The sequence below is a fragment of the Methylosinus sp. H3A genome (genome assembly GCF_015709455.1).
Classification (GTDB): domain Bacteria; phylum Pseudomonadota; class Alphaproteobacteria; order Rhizobiales; family Beijerinckiaceae; genus Methylosinus.
The window spans coordinates 295,309-310,975 of the sequence record NZ_JADNQW010000005.1 but is presented as its reverse complement, the minus strand read 5'-3'; the positions used below and the strand labels follow the sequence as shown (position 1 = coordinate 310,975).

Sequence of the window (15,667 nt, the reverse complement as noted above, 5' to 3'; positions counted from 1 at the left end):
GCTCAAGCCGCGTCGAGAACCGGCTCCGGCAGCAGATTTTGGATGGTCAGCACGCTGATCATCTCGTCCCCCGCGGCGACGACGCCCTTCACGAAGGTCCGCGCGATGTCCGAGGCGACTTCGGGAGTCGGCTGGATCGCGTCAGGCGTAAGCGTTAGAATATTCGACACTGCGTCGACGAGAAGTCCGACGACCTGGCCGGCCGATTGCACGACGATGACCGCATGGCGGGCCGTGGGCTCGCTCTGCATGAGCCCGAGACGTGTGGCGAGATCGATGACCGGCAGCACGGCGCCGCGAAGATTGATGACACCGCGCACGAAGCTCGGCGAATGAGGCAGCGGCGTCGCGGGAGTCCAACCGCGGATTTCACGCACCGCCATTATGTCGATGCAGAACGTCTGCGCGCCGATATGAAAGGCGATGAACTCCTTCGCCTCGTTCGTCGCCACGCGGGAAATCGTCTCGGCCATGATCAGAACTCCTCCCAGCCCTCTTCGATCCGCGCGACCTGCTCCTTCGCAAGCGCTCCGCCGCGCGTCGTGACGCGCCGCTGCTGCTGCGGCGCCTTTGTCGTCGATGGCGGCTTCGTCCGCTTGCCGGCCGACGCCACGACTTCCGGCCGCTCGCCGAGATCGAAGGCGTCGACGGACATCGAGAGCCGCTCTATGTCGCTTTTCAGCCCATGGCTCGCCGCCGTCGTCTCTTCGACCATGGCGGCGTTCTGCTGCGTGAACTGATCCATTTGCGCGACGGCCGTATTGACTTCGGCGAGGCCCGTCGCCTGCTCACGCGCGCCATTGGCGATCTCGACGACGACCTTGTTCGCCTCCACCACCTGATCGACAATTCGATCGAGCGACTTGCCGGTCTGCGCGACGAGGGCCACGCCATCTTCGACTTGCGAGGAGGACGTCGAAATCAAACTCTTGATTTCGCGCGCGGCTTCCGCGGAGCGCTGCGCGAGCGCGCGCACCTCGGACGCCACGACGGCGAAGCCGCGTCCCGCTTCGCCCGCGCGCGCCGCCTCGACGCCGGCGTTCAACGCGAGAAGGTTGGTTTGGAAGGCGATCTCGTCGATCACGCCGATGATCTGGCCGATCTGGCGGGACGAGGTCTCGATCCGTCCCATCGCCTCGATCGCATTGCGCACGATCTCGCTGCTGCGCGTGGCGTCGGCCTGCGCTTCCGAGACCACGCCTGCGGCGCGCTGCGCGCCGTCCGACGTCTTGTGGACGGTCGAGGTGATCTCTTCGAGCGCCGCGGAGGTTTGCTCGAGGCTCGCCGCTTGTTGTTCCGTGCGCTGCGCGAGCGCGTCGGCGGCGCCGGCGATCTCCCGCGTCCGCGAGGTCAGTCCGTCGATATGGCCGATAATGTCCGCGAAAGCGCCGCGCAGCTTGTCGATCGCCATATTGTAGCAATGGCGGATCTTCTCGTAATCCGTCGAGAAGGGATCGTTCAGTCGATGCTTGAGATTGCCGGCGGCGAGGCGCTCGAGACCTTCGGTGAAGGATCTCATGAAGAATTCATGCGCCTCGATATAGCCGCGAGACTCGGCGTCGCGCGCGGCGCGGCGTTCATCGGTCGCCCGCTGCTCGGCGATCTGCGCGTCAGCTCGGTGACGCGCTTCGCTCTGCAGCGCGGCCCGAAGCTTCTCCAGCGCATCGAAGGCTGTCTCGAGCTCGCCGCACTTGCCGCAGCCCGCGACTGGCGTCTCGAAATCGCCGCTGCGAATGCGCTCGAGCGTCGAGACGAGCGTCGCAGTCGGGCGCGACACGCGGCTCGTGATCGCGCGATAAGCAGCTACGGCGCTCAGAAGGGCGATGCTCGCTCCGGCGGCTCCCCAAACGGGGTCGAACGTCGCGCCGCCCTGCAGCACGCGTGGTCCCAACAGAACGAGAGGTCCGATCGCGATCCCGATAACGGGCGGAAGAAGTGTCGCGTAGAATTTCACCGCTCTGCCCTCGCTGCTGATGTAAAGACGACCGGGCTCCGCCGCAGCGAGGGACCTGACGATCGCTCAGACAGGCGAAAAGGACGAGAGGCCTCGTCGCATGCGCGCGGCTCCTGTGCAAAGAGCGGCGGCACGCTGGTTCGACTGACAGTGCGGAAGGAGGCGCCCCCCGACGGGGACATACCGGATCGCCGGCATATCGAGGCAGCTTCATGCTTTTAACCGCCGTCCAATCGCGTGCGGTCAACCCGATATGCTTTCAGCCTAGCGGTGGGCGGTTAAATCTTCATTAGCGGGGCATGGGGCGTCCGCCGAGGGCGGACGCCGTGATTCGAGATATCGGACACGCCGCTGCGCCGACAATCGACGCATCACTCCATCGACCAGATCAAGCGACGCGATGCGCCGGAATATACGGAGTGACGCGCGGAGACGAGGCTCCGAGATCGCTCTTATGCCGATTGTCGAGCGCCGCCACTGTGGGCTTGTGAAGAGGACCATCGTTCTGCGCCGGAGCGCTCGAGCTCTCATATATGCTGGACAGTTCGCCGATGAATCGCTCCATGGCTTTCAACGCCTGATACTCGGGTATCTGAGTGAGCTGTTCGATCATCTGCTCGCGAAGTTGCTTCAATTCATTGATCGGATGCATATGGAGGTCTCCCAGGAACGGCGGGTCGTTAAGAAATTAGTAATCAAATCTGGTGCGAGCCTTGCGTCGACTCCTCGCTACTCATTGAACCGCATAGTACGGGCCGCCCATGCGCAGGAGCAATTTCTCATTGTGCGGCCAGCGGCCCTTCATTCGGCAACCGGCGTCGACGCCGTTCTGCCATATTACATTCGCGGCCAGTAGCGCTCCCTGTTGATCGTCGTAGAGAAGGATCGATCGTGGGAGCGGCATGCGTTGCGCCAATCGCAGCCTGATGCCGCCTTGGGTGCGGTTTTTATATATAAACTCGGTCAGAAACCGCTCACCGCCGTCGAGAATCTTGCCTGATTGCAGATGCACAGGTCGTCTCGCCTCACGTCGACGTTCGACGGCGGACGATGGCGCTTCGACGACGACCGAATAGGTGACGACGCCCTCGCGTGGAAGCATTCGCGAGGCGACCGAGCGGATCCAGGCGCCCGCGCCGATGTCTCTGGCTTTCGTTCCATGCAGCAGCGGCTTGATCCGATCTCGTCTCGTCAACGCGAACGCCCCTCTATCGACAGGTTGCGCCGACCAATCTCGAAAACACGAACATCGCGTCGGCAGGCGTAAGATATGAGAACGAGATTATTTCAAGGTTAACCGTTTTCATCGTAAGCCCCATTCGCGCGCAGCCGACAGCCTCACGCAAGCTTTGAGACTTCTAATCCCCCAGTCTCACGGATATGAAGGAACCACAGATGACGGCGAGCGCGCTTTTCAACACGTCGGTGATGGGCATGTCGGCGCAGACCACGGCGCTCAGCGCGGTCGCGGAAAACATCTCGAATTCGAACACGGTCGGCTATAAAGAAGCCACCACGCATTTTCAGACCCTCTTGACGAGCTTTCAAGGCGGCAACGATGCCGATGGCGGCGTCGCCGCGAGCAATGTCATCGAGGTCACCAAATCCGGCACCACGCTCAACACGACGTCGGCCACGGACCTCGCCATTCAAGGCGACGGTTTTTTCGTCGTCGCCGATTCGACCGGCAACACCTATCTGACTCGCGCGGGCTCCTTCCTTCGAGATACGCAAGGCCGACTCGTCAACACGGCCGGCTACTATCTCATGGGCTACAGCTCTTCCGCCGCCGCCGCGCCTACCGATCCGTCGGGTCTCCAAGCGATCACCATTCCCTATGGCAAGGAAATCGGCAACCCCTCCACCGAAGGCTCGCTGACAGCCAATCTTCCGTCCACCGCCGCGACGATAGCGGCCGCGGACCTTCCCTCCGCAAATGCGTCGACGTCGACCTATTCCAAGAAGACATCCGTCACTGCCTACGACAATCTGGGCAATCCGGTGACGCTCGACGTCTACTTTTCCAAGACGTCGTCAAACACTTGGGAAGCGTCGGTCTTCGACGCTTCGACCGCGACCAATGGCGGCTTCCCTTATTCGTCCGGCGCGCTCACGACGCAGTCCCTGACATTCTCGGCCACTGACGGCAGCATCACGAGCGGCTCCAGCGCTTCGATCGCAGTGCCCAATGGCTCCACGCTCACGCTCGATCTCACCGGATTGACGCAGCTCGGGTCGTCTTTCTCGGTCTCCAATCCGACGATCAACGGCAATGCAGCTTCCCAGGTCAGCAGCGTCAGCATCGACAAGGACGGCACGCTGAGTTATGTGCTCGGCAATAAGCAGACTGTGTCGGCCTACAAGATCCCGCTCGGCACGGTGGCGAGCCCGACCAATTTGCAAGCGCTCTCCGGCAACACATTCGCCGTCACCAAGGAATCTGGCGCCGCCTATCTCGGCGACGCGAATTCCGGAAGCATGGGCGCAATCGCCTCGGATCAGCTCGAGGGTTCGACGGTCGATCTCGCAACTCAATTGTCGAACATGATTGTCGCCCAACGCTCCTTCACCGCGAACAGCCAAGTGTTCCAGGTCGCGTCCGAAGTGATGCAAGTGCTGAACAATCTGAAGTAAGCGAACTATTGATGGGCGGTCGCCATGTCACTCACTAATGCCGGAGCGATCGCCAATCAGTCGCTCGGAACGATCGCCGCTCAAATAAATGTCGTTTCGCGCAACATAGCCGGAGTGAATGTTTCCGGCTATGCGACGAAAACGGCGCTCGTCTCGACGAGTTCCAACGGCGCAGCGCAGATCGACGGTGTGGCGCGAGCGACCAACGCCGCGCTTTTCCAAAATTCCCTGCAGGCGTCCGCCACGCAAGCGGCGGCCGCGGCGCTGTCGTCTGGATTCGATCAGATCGATCAGGCTCTCGGCCTCTCGTCCGGCTCAGCGACCGACACATCCACCAACCGATCGCCGGCGGCGCTACTCTCCGCGCTCAAGAGCGCGCTACAAAGCTATAGCGCCTCGCCTTCCGATACGACTGTCGCGCAGACCGTTCTCTCGAGCGCCAAGGCGGTGGCGCAGGCGCTCAACACCGCCGATGCGACTGTGCAACAGCTGCGCGCGCAGGCCGACGGAGAAATCGCCTCTTCCGTCGCCAACATCAACTCGATTCTCACACAATTCCAGCAGGTGAATTCAGAGATCGTCGCGGGCACGCAGACCGGACGCGACGTGACCTCCGCGCTCGATCAGCGCGACGCTCTGCTCAAATCACTCTCTTCCGAAATCGGCGTCACCACGGTCACGCGCGCCAACAATGACATGGTGATCTACGCCGATGGCGGCGCGACGCTATTCGAGACATCGCCGCGCGCCGTCACATTTCAGGCGACCAGCTCCTATACTGCGTCGACCACTGGAAACGCAGTCTATGTGGATGGCGTTCCAGTGACGGGCGCTTCCGCCTCCATGGCCATCCAATCCGGCAAATTGCAGGGCCTCACTCAGCTTCGAGACGTGGTGGCTCCTCAATATCAGAATCAGCTGGACGAGACTGCGCGCGGGCTGATCGCCGCCTTCGCCGAAACAGATCAGTCGGGATTGGGCACCGCGGCGCCGGGATTGTTCACCTATGCTGGAGCGACCTCCGTGCCCGGGGCCAGCGTCGTTCCTGGACTTGCCGGTCAGATCATCGTCAATCCCAATGCCGATCCGAGCCAGGGCGGCGATCTCGATCGCCTGCGCGACGGCGGAATTTCCGACCCGACCAATTCCGCCTATAGCTATAACACGACGGGCGCCGCCGGGTTCACGGATCGCATAAACCAGCTTGTCGCCTCCTTCACGACGTCGCAGAGTTTCGATCCTTCCGCCGGCCTCGGCTCCAGCGCCTCTCTGATGGATTATACGACGTCGTCCCTCGGATGGTTCGAGGCGCAGCGCCAGCAGGCCACGGAAACCGAGTCCTATCAGTCGACGCTGCTGTCCCAGACCACCGATGCGCTCTCGAATGCGACGGGCGTCAATCTCGACGAGCAGATGTCGAAAATGCTCGACCTCGAAAACTCCTATCAAGCCTCGGCGAAGCTCATTGCGGCGATCGACGCTATGTATACCGCGCTTTTCCAGGCGCTCTGACGGACGGACGGACAAATGGTCTCGATCACTTCGACCCAGTCGCTCACCAATGCGCTCCGACGATCCGTTCTCGACGTTCAAACGCAACTGTCGAAGGCTCAGTCCGAGGTCTCCACCGGGCGCATAGCCGATCTCGGACTCGGCCTCGGGGCCGCAATTCAGCAGGACTATTCCTACGGCTTTCATGCCGACGATCTCGCAGCGCTCGCCGCGAGCAACAATATCGTCACCGCGCGCCTGAGCGCGACGGATACGGCGTTGGGCTCGCTTGCGAGCACGGCGCAGGAATTCTTGCAGACGTTGATCAGCGCGCAGTCTGGGGCGGGCAGCGATCCGGGCGCCATTCGCGGCTATGCGGAGACCGGATTGAAGTCGTTGATTTCGGCGCTCGACACCAGCGTCGACGGCGTACACCTCTTTGGCGGCGTGAACACGGGCGTCGCGCCGCTGGCCGATTATTTCTCCAATCCTCCGTCGGCGGCCAAGCAGGCTGTCGATCAGGCGTTCTTCAGCACCTTCGGGACAGCGCAGGGAGATTCCGGGAATACGTCCATAACCGACCAGCAGATGCAGACTTTCCTGTCTGGATCATTCGCCGATCTGTTCTCCGCGACGGGCTGGGGCAGCGACTGGTCGAGCGCGACGGATGAAACGACGACTAATCGAATTTCCTTGTCGCAGACCTCCGATACCTCGGTCTCCGCGAATGAAGCGGCGCTCCGGCAGCTCGCGCAAGCCTATACGATGGTCGCCGATCTCGGCGCCGAATCGCTGAGCGACTCCGCCTATCAACAGATTCTCAAGACTGCATCGGCGACAATGTCTGATGCGATATCGGGGTTGACGACGCTGCGAGCAAAGGTCGGCGTGATGCAGAACGGCGTTTCAGATGCGAACGAAGCGCTTTCGGCGCAACGCGATATGATCGCGACGCAGATCGGCTCTCTCGAAAATGTCGATCCTTTCGAGGCCTCGACGCGGCTGAACAATCTCACCACTCAGCTCGAGACCTCGTATACGCTGACCGGAAAGATTCAACAGCTGACGCTGTCGAAATATATCTGAGCGCACGAATGACTCGAAGAGAACCGCATGTATCGTAATGTCTATGCGCAGACGGTAGAAGACTCCCCCGCCGCGGCTCGCTTGCGAGAGCGCGCCTTGCTCGAGCGTGCGATCCGGCTTCTCGCCGTCGCGAAGGTGAAAGGGGTGAGAAGCAGCGAGTCGTTCGAGGCGACCGCGAACATGCGACGAATCTGGACGGTGTTCGTCGAAGACCTCGGCAGCGATGGCAATGCGCTTCCCGAGGCGCTCCGTGCATCGCTCATATCGATCGGTCTTTGGATTCTTCGTGAGCTCGAGGCGATCGACTGTGGTAGGTCCGACAATTTCGACGGCGTCATCGAGATCAATCAGATGATCGCCGATGGACTGAGCTGAGGGCGGCATGAACATTTCGTTACGGCGGGGCGAAAAGCTCTATCTCAACGGCGCGGTCATCCGCGCTGATCGCAAAGTCTGCATCGAGCTGCTCAACGACGTGACCTTTCTGCTCGAAAACCACGTGATGCAGGCGAAGGACGCAACCTCGCCGTTGAAGCAACTCTATTTCGTCGTGCAGCTGATGCTGATGTCGCCAAATGATACTACGGCGGCGTTGGATATGTGCCGCAGCATGCTCGCCTCGTTCGATACCGCCTTTCCAGATCCGCGAATTCTCAATGGACTGGCGCTGGTTGCGAAATATGTAGACGATAAGCGCATGTTCGACGCGTTGAAGACGATCCGCACGCTGTTCCCATTCGAATCGGAGATATTGGTCCCGAGTTCGGCGCAGGACAGCGGCAAAGCAGCCTGAGGAGGCGATACTGTGACCGTGACTTCAACGACGGCCGTTACCAACGCGACGGCGACGACGAATTCGAGCGCAACGTCATCTAGCAGCTCCACGCAGACGCTCGGCTATGATCAGTTTTTGACGCTGCTGGTCACGGAGATGAAATATCAGGATCCGACGAAGCCGATGGACCCGACCCAAACCGTGTCCCAGCTCGCGTCATTTTCATCGGTGGAGCAGGCGGTCAAGACGAATTCCACGCTGACGTCGATCCTGAATTCGAATTTGCTCACCCAGGCGAGCTCATTCATCGGAAAGACCATATCGTCCTCTGATGGCAAGGTCTCCGGTGTCGTCGCCTCGGTGTCGACAACGAGCTCCGGCGCGACAGCGACGCTCACCAACGGTTCGACCATTTCTCTCGGTTCGGGCGTCACGGTAAGCCAATGAACGAGGCCGACGCGCTCGAGATCATGCAGCGCGCTATCTTCACCGTGCTCGTCGTCTCGAGCCCGGTCGTCGGCGCGGCGATGGCGGTCGGCATCGTGATCGCATTGCTACAGGCCCTGACACAAGTTCAGGAAATGACGTTGACGTTCGTGCCGAAGATCGTCGTGATCTTCGTCGCGCTCGGGCTTTCCGCGCCATTCCTCGGCGCGCAGATCCAGGCGTTCACCGACTATGCGTATTCGCGTATCGAAAAGGGATTCTGAGGGCGGCGCCCGCGACGTCGCGGAGCGCACGACGCCGCTGGGAGCAAAGCAATGACCGACGCCGCACTGGCTGGAGGCCCACCCGAGGCGCGGGCGAAGGACGTCGGATTTGCTCTGGCGATCATCTTCATCCTCTGCATCTTTTTCCTCCCGATTCCGCCCTTTCTCATCGACATCGGCCTCGCTTTCTCCATCGCGCTCGCCGTGCTCATATTGATGGTGTCGCTCTGGATCCAGAAGCCGCTCGAGTTCTCGGCTTTCCCGACTATTCTTCTCGTCGCGACGATCCTGCGTCTGTCGCTCAATATTGCGACGACGCGGCTCATTCTCGGACATGGCGCGGAGGGAACTGCGGCGGCCGGCTATATCATCGCCGGCTTCTCGAAGCTGGTGATGAGCGGAGATTTCGTCATCGGCTTGACCGTCTTCGCAATCATCGTCACGGTCAATTTTCTCGTCATCACCAAAGGCGCCACGCGTATCGCGGAAGTCGGCGCGCGCTTCACTCTCGACTCGATCCCCGGAAAGCAAATGGCGATCGACGCCGACCTTTCCGCGGGACTGATCGACGAGAAGCAGGCGCAGCTGCGGCGCCGTGAGCTCGAGGAGGAGAGCTCTTTCTTCGGCTCCATGGACGGTGCGTCGAAATTCGTTCGAGGTGACGCCATTGCGGGCCTCGTCATTCTCGCCGTCAATATCTTCGGCGGAATCGTCATCGGCGTCACGCGACATGGCATGCCATTGTCGAATGCTGCCGATGTGTTCACCAAGCTCTCTGTCGGCGAAGGCCTCGTTTCTCAGATCCCCGCGCTCATCGTCTCGCTCGCGGCTGGTCTTCTCGTCTCGAAGGGTGGTACGCGGGGATCGACCGAGCAGAACATCGTGCGTCAGCTCGGCAATTATCCAAAGGCGCTATATGTCGCCTCGTCTTTGTTGTTCGTGCTCGCAATGATGCCGGGACTGCCGCTGACTCCATTCATGATGCTCGGCGGCGCGATGGCCTTCGTCGCTTATTCGACGCCGAAGCAAGCGGCAAAGCTCCGCGCAACCGAAGAAGCCAAAAAGGTCGAGGACGAACGACGCGCGCAAGCGGAAGCCAAGGACTCGATCCGCGAATATTTGAAAACGCCCGGAGTCGAGCTCTGTCTCGGCAAGCAGCTATCGGCGCGTCTGTTGATGTCGCAAGACGAGCTGGCGCATCGCGTCGGAAAGATGCGCCGCAACTTCGCCCGTCAATATGGCTTCGTGATTCCGGAGATCAAGCTCACGGACGATCTCGCGCTGAAGCAGAAGAGCTATCAGATCAAGATCCATGGCACGGTCGTGACCACGCAAGAATTGCGGCTCGGCCAACATCTCATTATCGTCGGCCAGGGCCGACAGCCCGATCTTCCGGGCGACGAGACGGTCGATCCGGCCTTTGGTCTCAAATCCTTTTGGATTCCAGACGCATTGGTCGCGGAAGCGCGCCGTGAGGGATTCGAGCCCGTCGATCCGATCTCTGTGTTGCTCACACATCTTTCGGAAGTGCTGCGCAATAATCTTTCGCAGCTGCTATCCTATCGAGACGCGCGCATGCTTCTCGATCGTCTCGAGCCCGAGTATCGTAAGCTCATCGATGAGATGGTGCCCAATCTCATCTCCAACTCGGGTCTCCATTCCGTGCTGAAGCTGCTGCTGGCCGAGCGCGTGTCGATCCGCAATCTCGATCTCATTCTCGAGGCGGTGAGTGAAGTGGTTCCCTATGCGCGTCGCGCCGAGCCGATCGTCGAACATGTGCGAACGCGGCTCGCGCCGCAAATATGTGGCGAAATCGCCGTGACCGGCGTGTTGAGCGTTCTGCGTCTCGGCGCTCGTTGGGATTTGTTTTTCCACGAGAGCCTGCGTCGCGACGCGAAAGGCGAGATCGTGGAATTCAACGCGGATCCTTCGCTCATCGAGCAGTTCGGTCAAGAAGCGGGCGTGGCGATTCGTGAGCGTATCGAGCGCGGCGACGTATTTGCAGTCGTAACGACGCCAGAGGCGCGTCCTTATGTGAAAATGATCGTGGGTCGGCTCTTCTCGGCGCTTCCCATTCTATCGCATCTCGAGATCGCCCGCGGAGTCGAGATCAAATCGCTCGGGACGATCTCGTGACGATGGGCTTGCCGGGCGTCCTTACGACGCTCTTCGTGCTATTTTGCAGGATCGGCGCCTGCATCATGACAATTCCTGGCTTTTCGAGCCAGAGGGTGCCGATGCGCGCGCGGCTCTATATTGCGATTGGCGTGACGATCGCGCTGGCGCCGGCGCTCGCCGATGTCGTCGCGCCCGTCGTGGCGGAGGCTACTCCTGGCGGCATAGTTTTCGTGCTGCTCGGCGAGCTTCTGATCGGTGTGCTGATCGGGTCGATGGCGCGGCTGTTTTTCTTCGCTCTCGAGACCATGACGACCGCTGCTGCGATGACGACGGGGCTCGGCAACATATTGGGCGCTGCGGTGGAAGAGGCGGAGCCGCTTCCCGCGATGAGTTCCTTTATCATGCTCGGCGCTACCACGCTCGTTTTCGTGCTCGATCAGCATTGGGAAATGATTCGCGGGCTGTTCGCATCCTACTCCGCTATCCCGGTGAGCGACGGTATGCGGGCCGATGGAATTCTACGCGAGTATATGAAGGTGCTCTCGCAGGCTTTTTTGCTCGCGCTGCGCATCAGCAGCCCGTTTCTCCTTTTTGGATTCATCGTCAATCTCGCCTTTGGCTTCCTCAATCGCATGTCACCCTCGATACCTGTGTATTTCGTGTCGACACCGCTGCTTATCGGGCTCGGAATCTATTGGTTTTATGTCATGGCCGATGATTTCTTCACGGCTTTCGCCTCGGCGTTCGGCGCCTGGCTCTTGTCCGGATGATGGCGATGAATTGGAAAAATCAAAAGCGCATTCTCGCGGTGCATGAGCAGTTGCATCGTATCGAAGTCGGACGATTGTCGCGTCTTGAACGCAAGGCGCGAGAGTTGAAGGAGGAGGAATCGCGCATTGTCGAATGTCTCGATGGCAGTCGCGAGATGATCACGCTTTTTCCCGAAGTGGTTCTCCGACGTTTGAAGGCCAACATCCGGCAGCAGCAAGAGCTGCATAAGGAGGTCGAGCGCCAGACGAATGTGACTCTCGAGCAAGCCAAGCGTGTCAAGCAGGCGGAGCGACTTGTCGCCGATGCGGAGATCGAGCGAGAGAGAATCTCGGAGTTGGAGGCGCTTCGGGAAATCATCGACCATTGCGCAACGCGTCAGGACTTCAGCGCGCCGTAAGTCTCTTCGTCTAGAAGAAGAGTCGCTGTCGAAGGATTGGAGACGCATGTCGATCTTTCCCGCTACCGATCTCGTCACTGAAGTCGCCAAGGCCGCCGATCCGAGCCGTCGCAACGCGGCGGTCGTGCGACTGAGCGAGATGTCGAACACGTCGCCCGGCTCTGTCGACGGCTTTGCGAATCTTGTGGCGGACAATCGCAAGCCGCTACCGGCGGTCAGACCCACGGTCGTCGCTTCGCCCATAGCGACCAGCCGCTCCGCCGCCGCGGCTTCGCCGAGCGCTCGTCCGGTCGATGCGGCGCAGAAGTTCGAGGCGTTCATAATTCAGTCCTGCCTCGAGACGATGCTTCCGAAGACGGAAGGCGGATCTTTTGGTCACGGCACGGCGGGAGAGGTGTGGCGATCGATGGTGGCGGAGCAGATCGGCGATCAGATCGCGAAATCGGGCGGCCTTGGGCTGCGTAAGCTTCTCGAGCATGATTTGACGACCCGCGCGAAGCTCTCGACGACGTCGTGAGCCGCTCGGATATCTCTTCAATCGCGATTGGACTCGGTTTGAACGGAATTTGGACATGGCCGCGCAACGACATGGCGATGAAACTGTGAGTGGGGCGACGTTTAGGGGGGATCACGCTCAGGAGGCCCGGCGCGCCGCCTTCGTCGGTTGCGTCGATCGGCTGACCCGGCTCATCGAGCGTGAGAGCGAGGCGCTGAGGGCGCGCGCCAATGTCGACTTCGAGGAGTTTAACGCACGCAAGACACATGCGCTGCTGGAATTCTCCCGCGCCTCTCGCGCCTATGCCGCGCCACGCTCTGCGGCGATCGAATCGAAAATCGAATGTTTACGCGCCACGCTCTTCGAGAATGGAAAGCTGTTGGAGCGGCGCCTTCAGGCGATGAGGGAGATTGCCGGCATAATGATCTGCACGATCGAAATGGCGGAATCCGACGGAACCTATTCCACACGGTCGTCAGCGGAACGTTGACTTTGGAGCCGAGCCGATGTTGCGAATGGTTTTGATCGGTATCTGGGCTTGCGTGGTGACGCTGGCCTCGACCTTCGGCGCGTCCTATTGGAAATCACATCGGAGCACGCCGTCGGAGGCGGCTCCGCATGTTGAAAAGCTCGAAGTCAAGAAGGTGAAGCCGATCACCGTCCCGATCATCTCCGAAGGAACGCTGAAAGGCTATATTTCGGCGGAGTTCGCCTATGTCGTCGAAGCGTCGAACAAATCACATGGCGGCGGAGGCGCCGCTGTCGACACGGACAGCTATGTGATGGACGAGGCGTTTCGGCGTCTCTATGCGGACAATAGTCTCGATTTCCGCCGGATCGAGAAATATGACCTCAATTCGCTTACGAAGGAACTCACGAAGAGCATCAACCAGAGGCTCGGCGCGGAACTCGTGAGGGAGACATTGGTCAAGAGCTTCACCTTCGTTCCGAAAGACGATATCCCGCACTGAAAAAAGCTCGACCGACGGAAAAGACCGCCGGCCGGAATCATTGCGGGGATCGGGTTTTAATCGAAGGTGGATGGAAACGAGGTTCAGCCGATCAGCATATAGCCGAGGAAACGCTGGGAATCGATTGGATCATAGCCGAGGCGGGCGCGCAGCTTCTTACGCAGCTTGCTCACATGGCTCTCGACGACATTCTCTTCGACGACGTCGTCGAACAGGCCGTAGACCGCGTTGAATATTTGCGACTTGGTCAGACGGCGGCCGCGGTTCATCACGAAATATTCGAGAATTCTGCGCTCGCGGCGCGGCAGGTTGAACGCTTCTCCGCGCACCAGCGGATCGCGGCCGTCGAAGAACACCTGCATCGGCCCGACGACGGCATGATCTCGGCGGGTCTCCGCGCGGCGCCGAATGGCGTAGACGCGCGCGAGTATTTCCTTCACATGAATCGGCTTGCGGACCACATCGTCGACGCCCGCGGTGAACAGCCCCAGCGTCTGCTCGAGCGATGGCGCCTCGTTCATCGCGATGACCGGCGCCTGCGAACGTTTGCGAATGAGCTTCGGCAGCTCTTCGCGCTCCGGGCATTCGCCGATCAAAAAGGCCTCCACAGCGAGCATATCCGTCTCGACGGCGGAGTCGACCCAATCGATGAACTGCCCGGAACAGAATCCCGCCGAGGAGATTCCCTCCTGGCCGAAGTGGCGCGCATACCCACTCGTCACCAGTTCACGCTCGTCGACGATTATGAACATTGCCGTCCCCTTGACATCCGTCTCGCCCTGGCAATCTGCGCGAATCACTATCGAGACTACTTAGCCGCATCGATTCCGCGGCGTCAATGAAATAGTAACCAAATAAAGTAATGCTTCATTCACGAGGTTCGTGTTCGCGCCGCGGCCGCCGATTCTGTCTCCGTGCAAGCCACACGCAAGGCGGATCGGGCAGCCTGTGCGATGTCAAAGATCGACCTTGAGCCAGATCCCATGTCAAATTTGCGAAAGGCGTTCCCGCTCGTCGCCGCGGCGGCGTTCGTTTCCTGCGCCTTCGCCGTCGGCGCGGAGCAGAAGAAGGCGGAGCCGATCTCCCGGGAGGAGGCGCCGCGCCTGCGCGAAGCGCGCGCTGCGCCGCCGCCCGATGCGCGCCAATATTGCGCCGATGTCGCGGCCGCCGCGGGCGCGGCCCGTAACGCGCGTCAGGAGAAGGAGCTGCTCGATATAGAGCAGAGAATCGCCAAACGCACCGTCGAACTCGAAGCGAAGCGAGCGGAGCTGCAGGATGTGCTCGATCGCTACGACACCCTTCTGAAGCAGACGGACGAAAGGCTCGTTTCCATCTATGGACGCATGCGGCCCGAGGCGGCGGCCGCGCAATTCGCGAGTATGGAGGAGGACATGGCCGCGGCCATGTTGATGCGGCTCCAGCCTAAGCAGTCCAGCGCGATCCTCAATGAGATGGAGGCCTCCCGCGCCGTCGTGTTGACGAAGAAGGTGGCCGCATTGTCGAGTCTCGTCGGCGGCGGAAAGAAGCAATGAAGAAAATCGGCATTGCGGTCGGTTCTATCTTGGCGCTGTCCGGATGCGCGGCGGACCCGCGCGACATCGGGCGAGAGCCGCACATGAGTCCTGTGGGTAGTGGCTTGTCGACTTATGACGACCAACTGCCGACCGGGTCGACGCGGCCTCCTGCGCTCGGGCCGCAGATGCGGCTCGACGAGAACCGAGTGAATCTCTACCGCGACGTGCGGGCGATGACGGTGGGCGATGTCGTCACGGTCAATATATCTATGGACGACAAGGCCGTTCTGGGCAATTCGACGGATCGCTCGCGCGATTCCAAGATCAAGACCACATGGTCGTTCCTTTTCGATTTTCTCGCCGGGGCCTCCTCCGCTCCGCCCGAGCGGAAGTGGACGGGCTCCGTCAACAATGATCTGCAGTCCAGCAGCTCGACGCAGGGGCAGGGGTCGATCAATCGATCCGAGCAGATTCGCTTGTCTGTCGCGGCGGTCGTCACCGCGGTTCTGCCCAACGGCAATCTGATGTTGCGCGGATCGCAGGAGATCCGCGTCAATTACGAGCTGCGCGTGCTGACGATCGCTGGCATCGCGCGGCCACGGGACATCGGCAAGGACAATATGATCTCCTACGACAAGATCGCCGAGGCGCGCGTCTCCTATGGGGGACGCGGGAGATTGTCGGAGGTGCAGCAGCCGGCGTGGGGCCAGCAGGCCTACGACATATTCGCGCCGTTCTGAGACAGGGAGA

Annotated in this window: 20 protein-coding genes; 14 read left to right on the top strand and 6 right to left on the bottom strand. The window is 60.7% G+C overall.

The window, feature by feature from the left end; translation table 11 throughout:
- Positions 1–2 precede the first annotated feature (2 nt).
- From IY145_RS04480 to IY145_RS04465, 4 genes are all read right to left on the bottom strand, one after another.
- Complete coding sequence (locus IY145_RS04480; RefSeq protein ID WP_196407104.1) at positions 3–473, bottom strand: chemotaxis protein CheW; 471 nt, start codon at positions 471–473, stop codon at positions 3–5.
- A 2-nt stretch (positions 474–475) separates the two neighbouring features.
- Positions 476–1,954, bottom strand: coding sequence for a methyl-accepting chemotaxis protein (locus IY145_RS04475; protein WP_312030554.1), 1,479 nt, complete (start codon positions 1,952–1,954; stop codon positions 476–478).
- Positions 1,955–2,342: 388 nt separating this feature from the next.
- Positions 2,343–2,606, bottom strand: a complete 264-nt coding sequence (locus IY145_RS04470; protein WP_196407103.1) for a hypothetical protein — start codon at positions 2,604–2,606, stop codon at positions 2,343–2,345.
- An 81-nt stretch (positions 2,607–2,687) separates the two neighbouring features.
- Positions 2,688–2,966 carry a hypothetical protein gene (locus IY145_RS04465; RefSeq protein ID WP_196407102.1) on the bottom strand — a complete coding sequence of 93 codons (279 nt, stop codon included), beginning with the start codon at positions 2,964–2,966 and terminating at the stop codon, positions 2,688–2,690.
- 383 nt (positions 2,967–3,349) lie between these two features.
- Between IY145_RS04465 and IY145_RS04460 the strand changes: the two genes are divergently transcribed.
- From IY145_RS04460 to fliR, 9 genes are read left to right on the top strand one after another with little or no spacing between them, the layout of a single operon-like run.
- On the top strand, positions 3,350–4,588 hold the full coding sequence (locus IY145_RS04460) for a flagellar hook protein FlgE (RefSeq protein WP_196407101.1): 1,239 nt from the start codon (positions 3,350–3,352) through the stop codon (positions 4,586–4,588).
- Positions 4,589–4,612: 24 nt separating this feature from the next.
- The gene (gene flgK, locus IY145_RS04455) at positions 4,613–6,100 is read left to right on the top strand and encodes a flagellar hook-associated protein FlgK (RefSeq protein WP_196407100.1); all 1,488 of its coding nucleotides are present in this window, start codon (positions 4,613–4,615) and stop codon (positions 6,098–6,100) included.
- 15 nt (positions 6,101–6,115) lie between these two features.
- On the top strand, positions 6,116–7,165 hold the full coding sequence (locus IY145_RS04450) for a flagellar hook-associated family protein (RefSeq protein WP_196407099.1): 1,050 nt from the start codon (positions 6,116–6,118) through the stop codon (positions 7,163–7,165).
- A 27-nt stretch (positions 7,166–7,192) separates the two neighbouring features.
- Positions 7,193–7,540 carry a flagellar biosynthesis regulator FlaF gene (flaF, locus tag IY145_RS04445; protein ID WP_196407098.1) on the top strand — a complete coding sequence of 116 codons (348 nt, stop codon included), beginning with the start codon at positions 7,193–7,195 and terminating at the stop codon, positions 7,538–7,540.
- Between the two features lie 7 nt (positions 7,541–7,547).
- On the top strand, positions 7,548–7,958 hold the full coding sequence (gene flbT / locus IY145_RS04440) for a flagellar biosynthesis repressor FlbT (RefSeq protein ID WP_196407097.1): 411 nt from the start codon (positions 7,548–7,550) through the stop codon (positions 7,956–7,958).
- A 12-nt stretch (positions 7,959–7,970) separates the two neighbouring features.
- Positions 7,971–8,387: a flagellar hook assembly protein FlgD gene (gene flgD / locus IY145_RS04435; RefSeq protein ID WP_196407096.1), complete on the top strand. Its 417-nt coding sequence runs from the start codon at positions 7,971–7,973 to the stop codon at positions 8,385–8,387.
- Positions 8,384–8,650, top strand: coding sequence for a flagellar biosynthesis protein FliQ (gene fliQ, locus IY145_RS04430; RefSeq protein ID WP_196407095.1), 267 nt, complete (start codon positions 8,384–8,386; stop codon positions 8,648–8,650). Before flgD ends, fliQ begins: the two co-directional genes overlap by 4 nt.
- A gap of 51 nt (positions 8,651–8,701) precedes the next feature.
- Positions 8,702–10,786 (top strand): flagellar biosynthesis protein FlhA, encoded by a 2,085-nt coding sequence (gene flhA / locus IY145_RS04425; protein WP_196407094.1) that lies wholly within the window; start codon positions 8,702–8,704, stop codon positions 10,784–10,786.
- Positions 10,787–10,788: 2 nt separating this feature from the next.
- Positions 10,789–11,538: a flagellar biosynthetic protein FliR gene (gene fliR / locus IY145_RS04420; RefSeq protein ID WP_196410398.1), complete on the top strand. Its 750-nt coding sequence runs from the start codon at positions 10,789–10,791 to the stop codon at positions 11,536–11,538.
- On the opposite strand, the gene IY145_RS04415 is transcribed toward fliR, so the two are convergent.
- Positions 11,469–11,903 (bottom strand): hypothetical protein, encoded by a 435-nt coding sequence (locus IY145_RS04415; RefSeq protein ID WP_196407093.1) that lies wholly within the window; start codon positions 11,901–11,903, stop codon positions 11,469–11,471. The genes fliR and IY145_RS04415 overlap by 70 nt on opposite strands.
- A gap of 79 nt (positions 11,904–11,982) precedes the next feature.
- Here IY145_RS04415 and IY145_RS04410 point away from each other — a divergent pair, with 79 nt between their 5' ends.
- The 3 genes from IY145_RS04410 to IY145_RS04400 are packed head-to-tail and all read left to right on the top strand — an operon-like array spanning position 11,983 to position 13,403.
- Positions 11,983–12,453: a rod-binding protein gene (locus tag IY145_RS04410; RefSeq protein WP_196407092.1), complete on the top strand. Its 471-nt coding sequence runs from the start codon at positions 11,983–11,985 to the stop codon at positions 12,451–12,453.
- A 55-nt stretch (positions 12,454–12,508) separates the two neighbouring features.
- On the top strand, positions 12,509–12,922 hold the full coding sequence (locus tag IY145_RS04405; protein ID WP_196407091.1) for a hypothetical protein: 414 nt from the start codon (positions 12,509–12,511) through the stop codon (positions 12,920–12,922).
- Positions 12,923–12,947: 25 nt separating this feature from the next.
- Positions 12,948–13,403 carry a flagellar basal body-associated protein FliL gene (locus IY145_RS04400; protein WP_196407090.1) on the top strand — a complete coding sequence of 152 codons (456 nt, stop codon included), beginning with the start codon at positions 12,948–12,950 and terminating at the stop codon, positions 13,401–13,403.
- Between the two features lie 83 nt (positions 13,404–13,486).
- On the opposite strand, the gene IY145_RS04395 is transcribed toward IY145_RS04400, so the two are convergent.
- Positions 13,487–14,155 carry a response regulator transcription factor gene (locus IY145_RS04395; protein ID WP_196407089.1) on the bottom strand — a complete coding sequence of 223 codons (669 nt, stop codon included), beginning with the start codon at positions 14,153–14,155 and terminating at the stop codon, positions 13,487–13,489.
- 231 nt (positions 14,156–14,386) lie between these two features.
- Between IY145_RS04395 and IY145_RS04390 the strand changes: the two genes are divergently transcribed.
- Both IY145_RS04390 and IY145_RS04385 read left to right on the top strand, forming a co-directional pair.
- Positions 14,387–14,935, top strand: coding sequence for a MotE family protein (locus IY145_RS04390; RefSeq protein WP_196407088.1), 549 nt, complete (start codon positions 14,387–14,389; stop codon positions 14,933–14,935).
- Positions 14,932–15,657, top strand: a complete 726-nt coding sequence (locus IY145_RS04385) for a flagellar basal body L-ring protein FlgH (protein WP_196407087.1) — start codon at positions 14,932–14,934, stop codon at positions 15,655–15,657. The genes IY145_RS04390 and IY145_RS04385 overlap by 4 nt, the downstream gene beginning before the upstream one ends.
- Positions 15,658–15,667 lie beyond the last annotated feature (10 nt).

Excerpts from the sequence above, each read along its gene's own strand:
- IY145_RS04480 (WP_196407104.1), bottom strand. The coding sequence starts at position 473 with ATGGCCGAGACGATTTCCCGCGTGGCGACGAACGAGGCGAAGGAGTTC.
- IY145_RS04470 (WP_196407103.1), bottom strand. The coding sequence starts at position 2,606 with ATGCATCCGATCAATGAATTGAAGCAACTTCGCGAGCAGATGATCGAA.
- IY145_RS04460 (WP_196407101.1), top strand. The coding sequence starts at position 3,350 with ATGACGGCGAGCGCGCTTTTCAACACGTCGGTGATGGGCATGTCGGCG.
- flgK (WP_196407100.1), top strand. The coding sequence starts at position 4,613 with ATGTCACTCACTAATGCCGGAGCGATCGCCAATCAGTCGCTCGGAACG.
- IY145_RS04450 (WP_196407099.1), top strand. The coding sequence starts at position 6,116 with ATGGTCTCGATCACTTCGACCCAGTCGCTCACCAATGCGCTCCGACGA.
- flaF (WP_196407098.1), top strand. The coding sequence starts at position 7,193 with ATGTATCGTAATGTCTATGCGCAGACGGTAGAAGACTCCCCCGCCGCG.
- flbT (WP_196407097.1), top strand. The coding sequence starts at position 7,548 with ATGAACATTTCGTTACGGCGGGGCGAAAAGCTCTATCTCAACGGCGCG.
- fliQ (WP_196407095.1), top strand. The coding sequence starts at position 8,384 with ATGAACGAGGCCGACGCGCTCGAGATCATGCAGCGCGCTATCTTCACC.
- flhA (WP_196407094.1), top strand. The coding sequence starts at position 8,702 with ATGACCGACGCCGCACTGGCTGGAGGCCCACCCGAGGCGCGGGCGAAG.
- fliR (WP_196410398.1), top strand. The coding sequence starts at position 10,789 with ATGGGCTTGCCGGGCGTCCTTACGACGCTCTTCGTGCTATTTTGCAGG.
- IY145_RS04415 (WP_196407093.1), bottom strand. The coding sequence starts at position 11,903 with ATGGTCGATGATTTCCCGAAGCGCCTCCAACTCCGAGATTCTCTCTCG.
- IY145_RS04410 (WP_196407092.1), top strand. The coding sequence starts at position 11,983 with ATGTCGATCTTTCCCGCTACCGATCTCGTCACTGAAGTCGCCAAGGCC.
- IY145_RS04405 (WP_196407091.1), top strand. The coding sequence starts at position 12,509 with ATGGCCGCGCAACGACATGGCGATGAAACTGTGAGTGGGGCGACGTTT.
- IY145_RS04400 (WP_196407090.1), top strand. The coding sequence starts at position 12,948 with ATGGTTTTGATCGGTATCTGGGCTTGCGTGGTGACGCTGGCCTCGACC.
- IY145_RS04395 (WP_196407089.1), bottom strand. The coding sequence starts at position 14,155 with ATGTTCATAATCGTCGACGAGCGTGAACTGGTGACGAGTGGGTATGCG.
- IY145_RS04390 (WP_196407088.1), top strand. The coding sequence starts at position 14,387 with ATGTCAAATTTGCGAAAGGCGTTCCCGCTCGTCGCCGCGGCGGCGTTC.
- IY145_RS04385 (WP_196407087.1), top strand. The coding sequence starts at position 14,932 with ATGAAGAAAATCGGCATTGCGGTCGGTTCTATCTTGGCGCTGTCCGGA.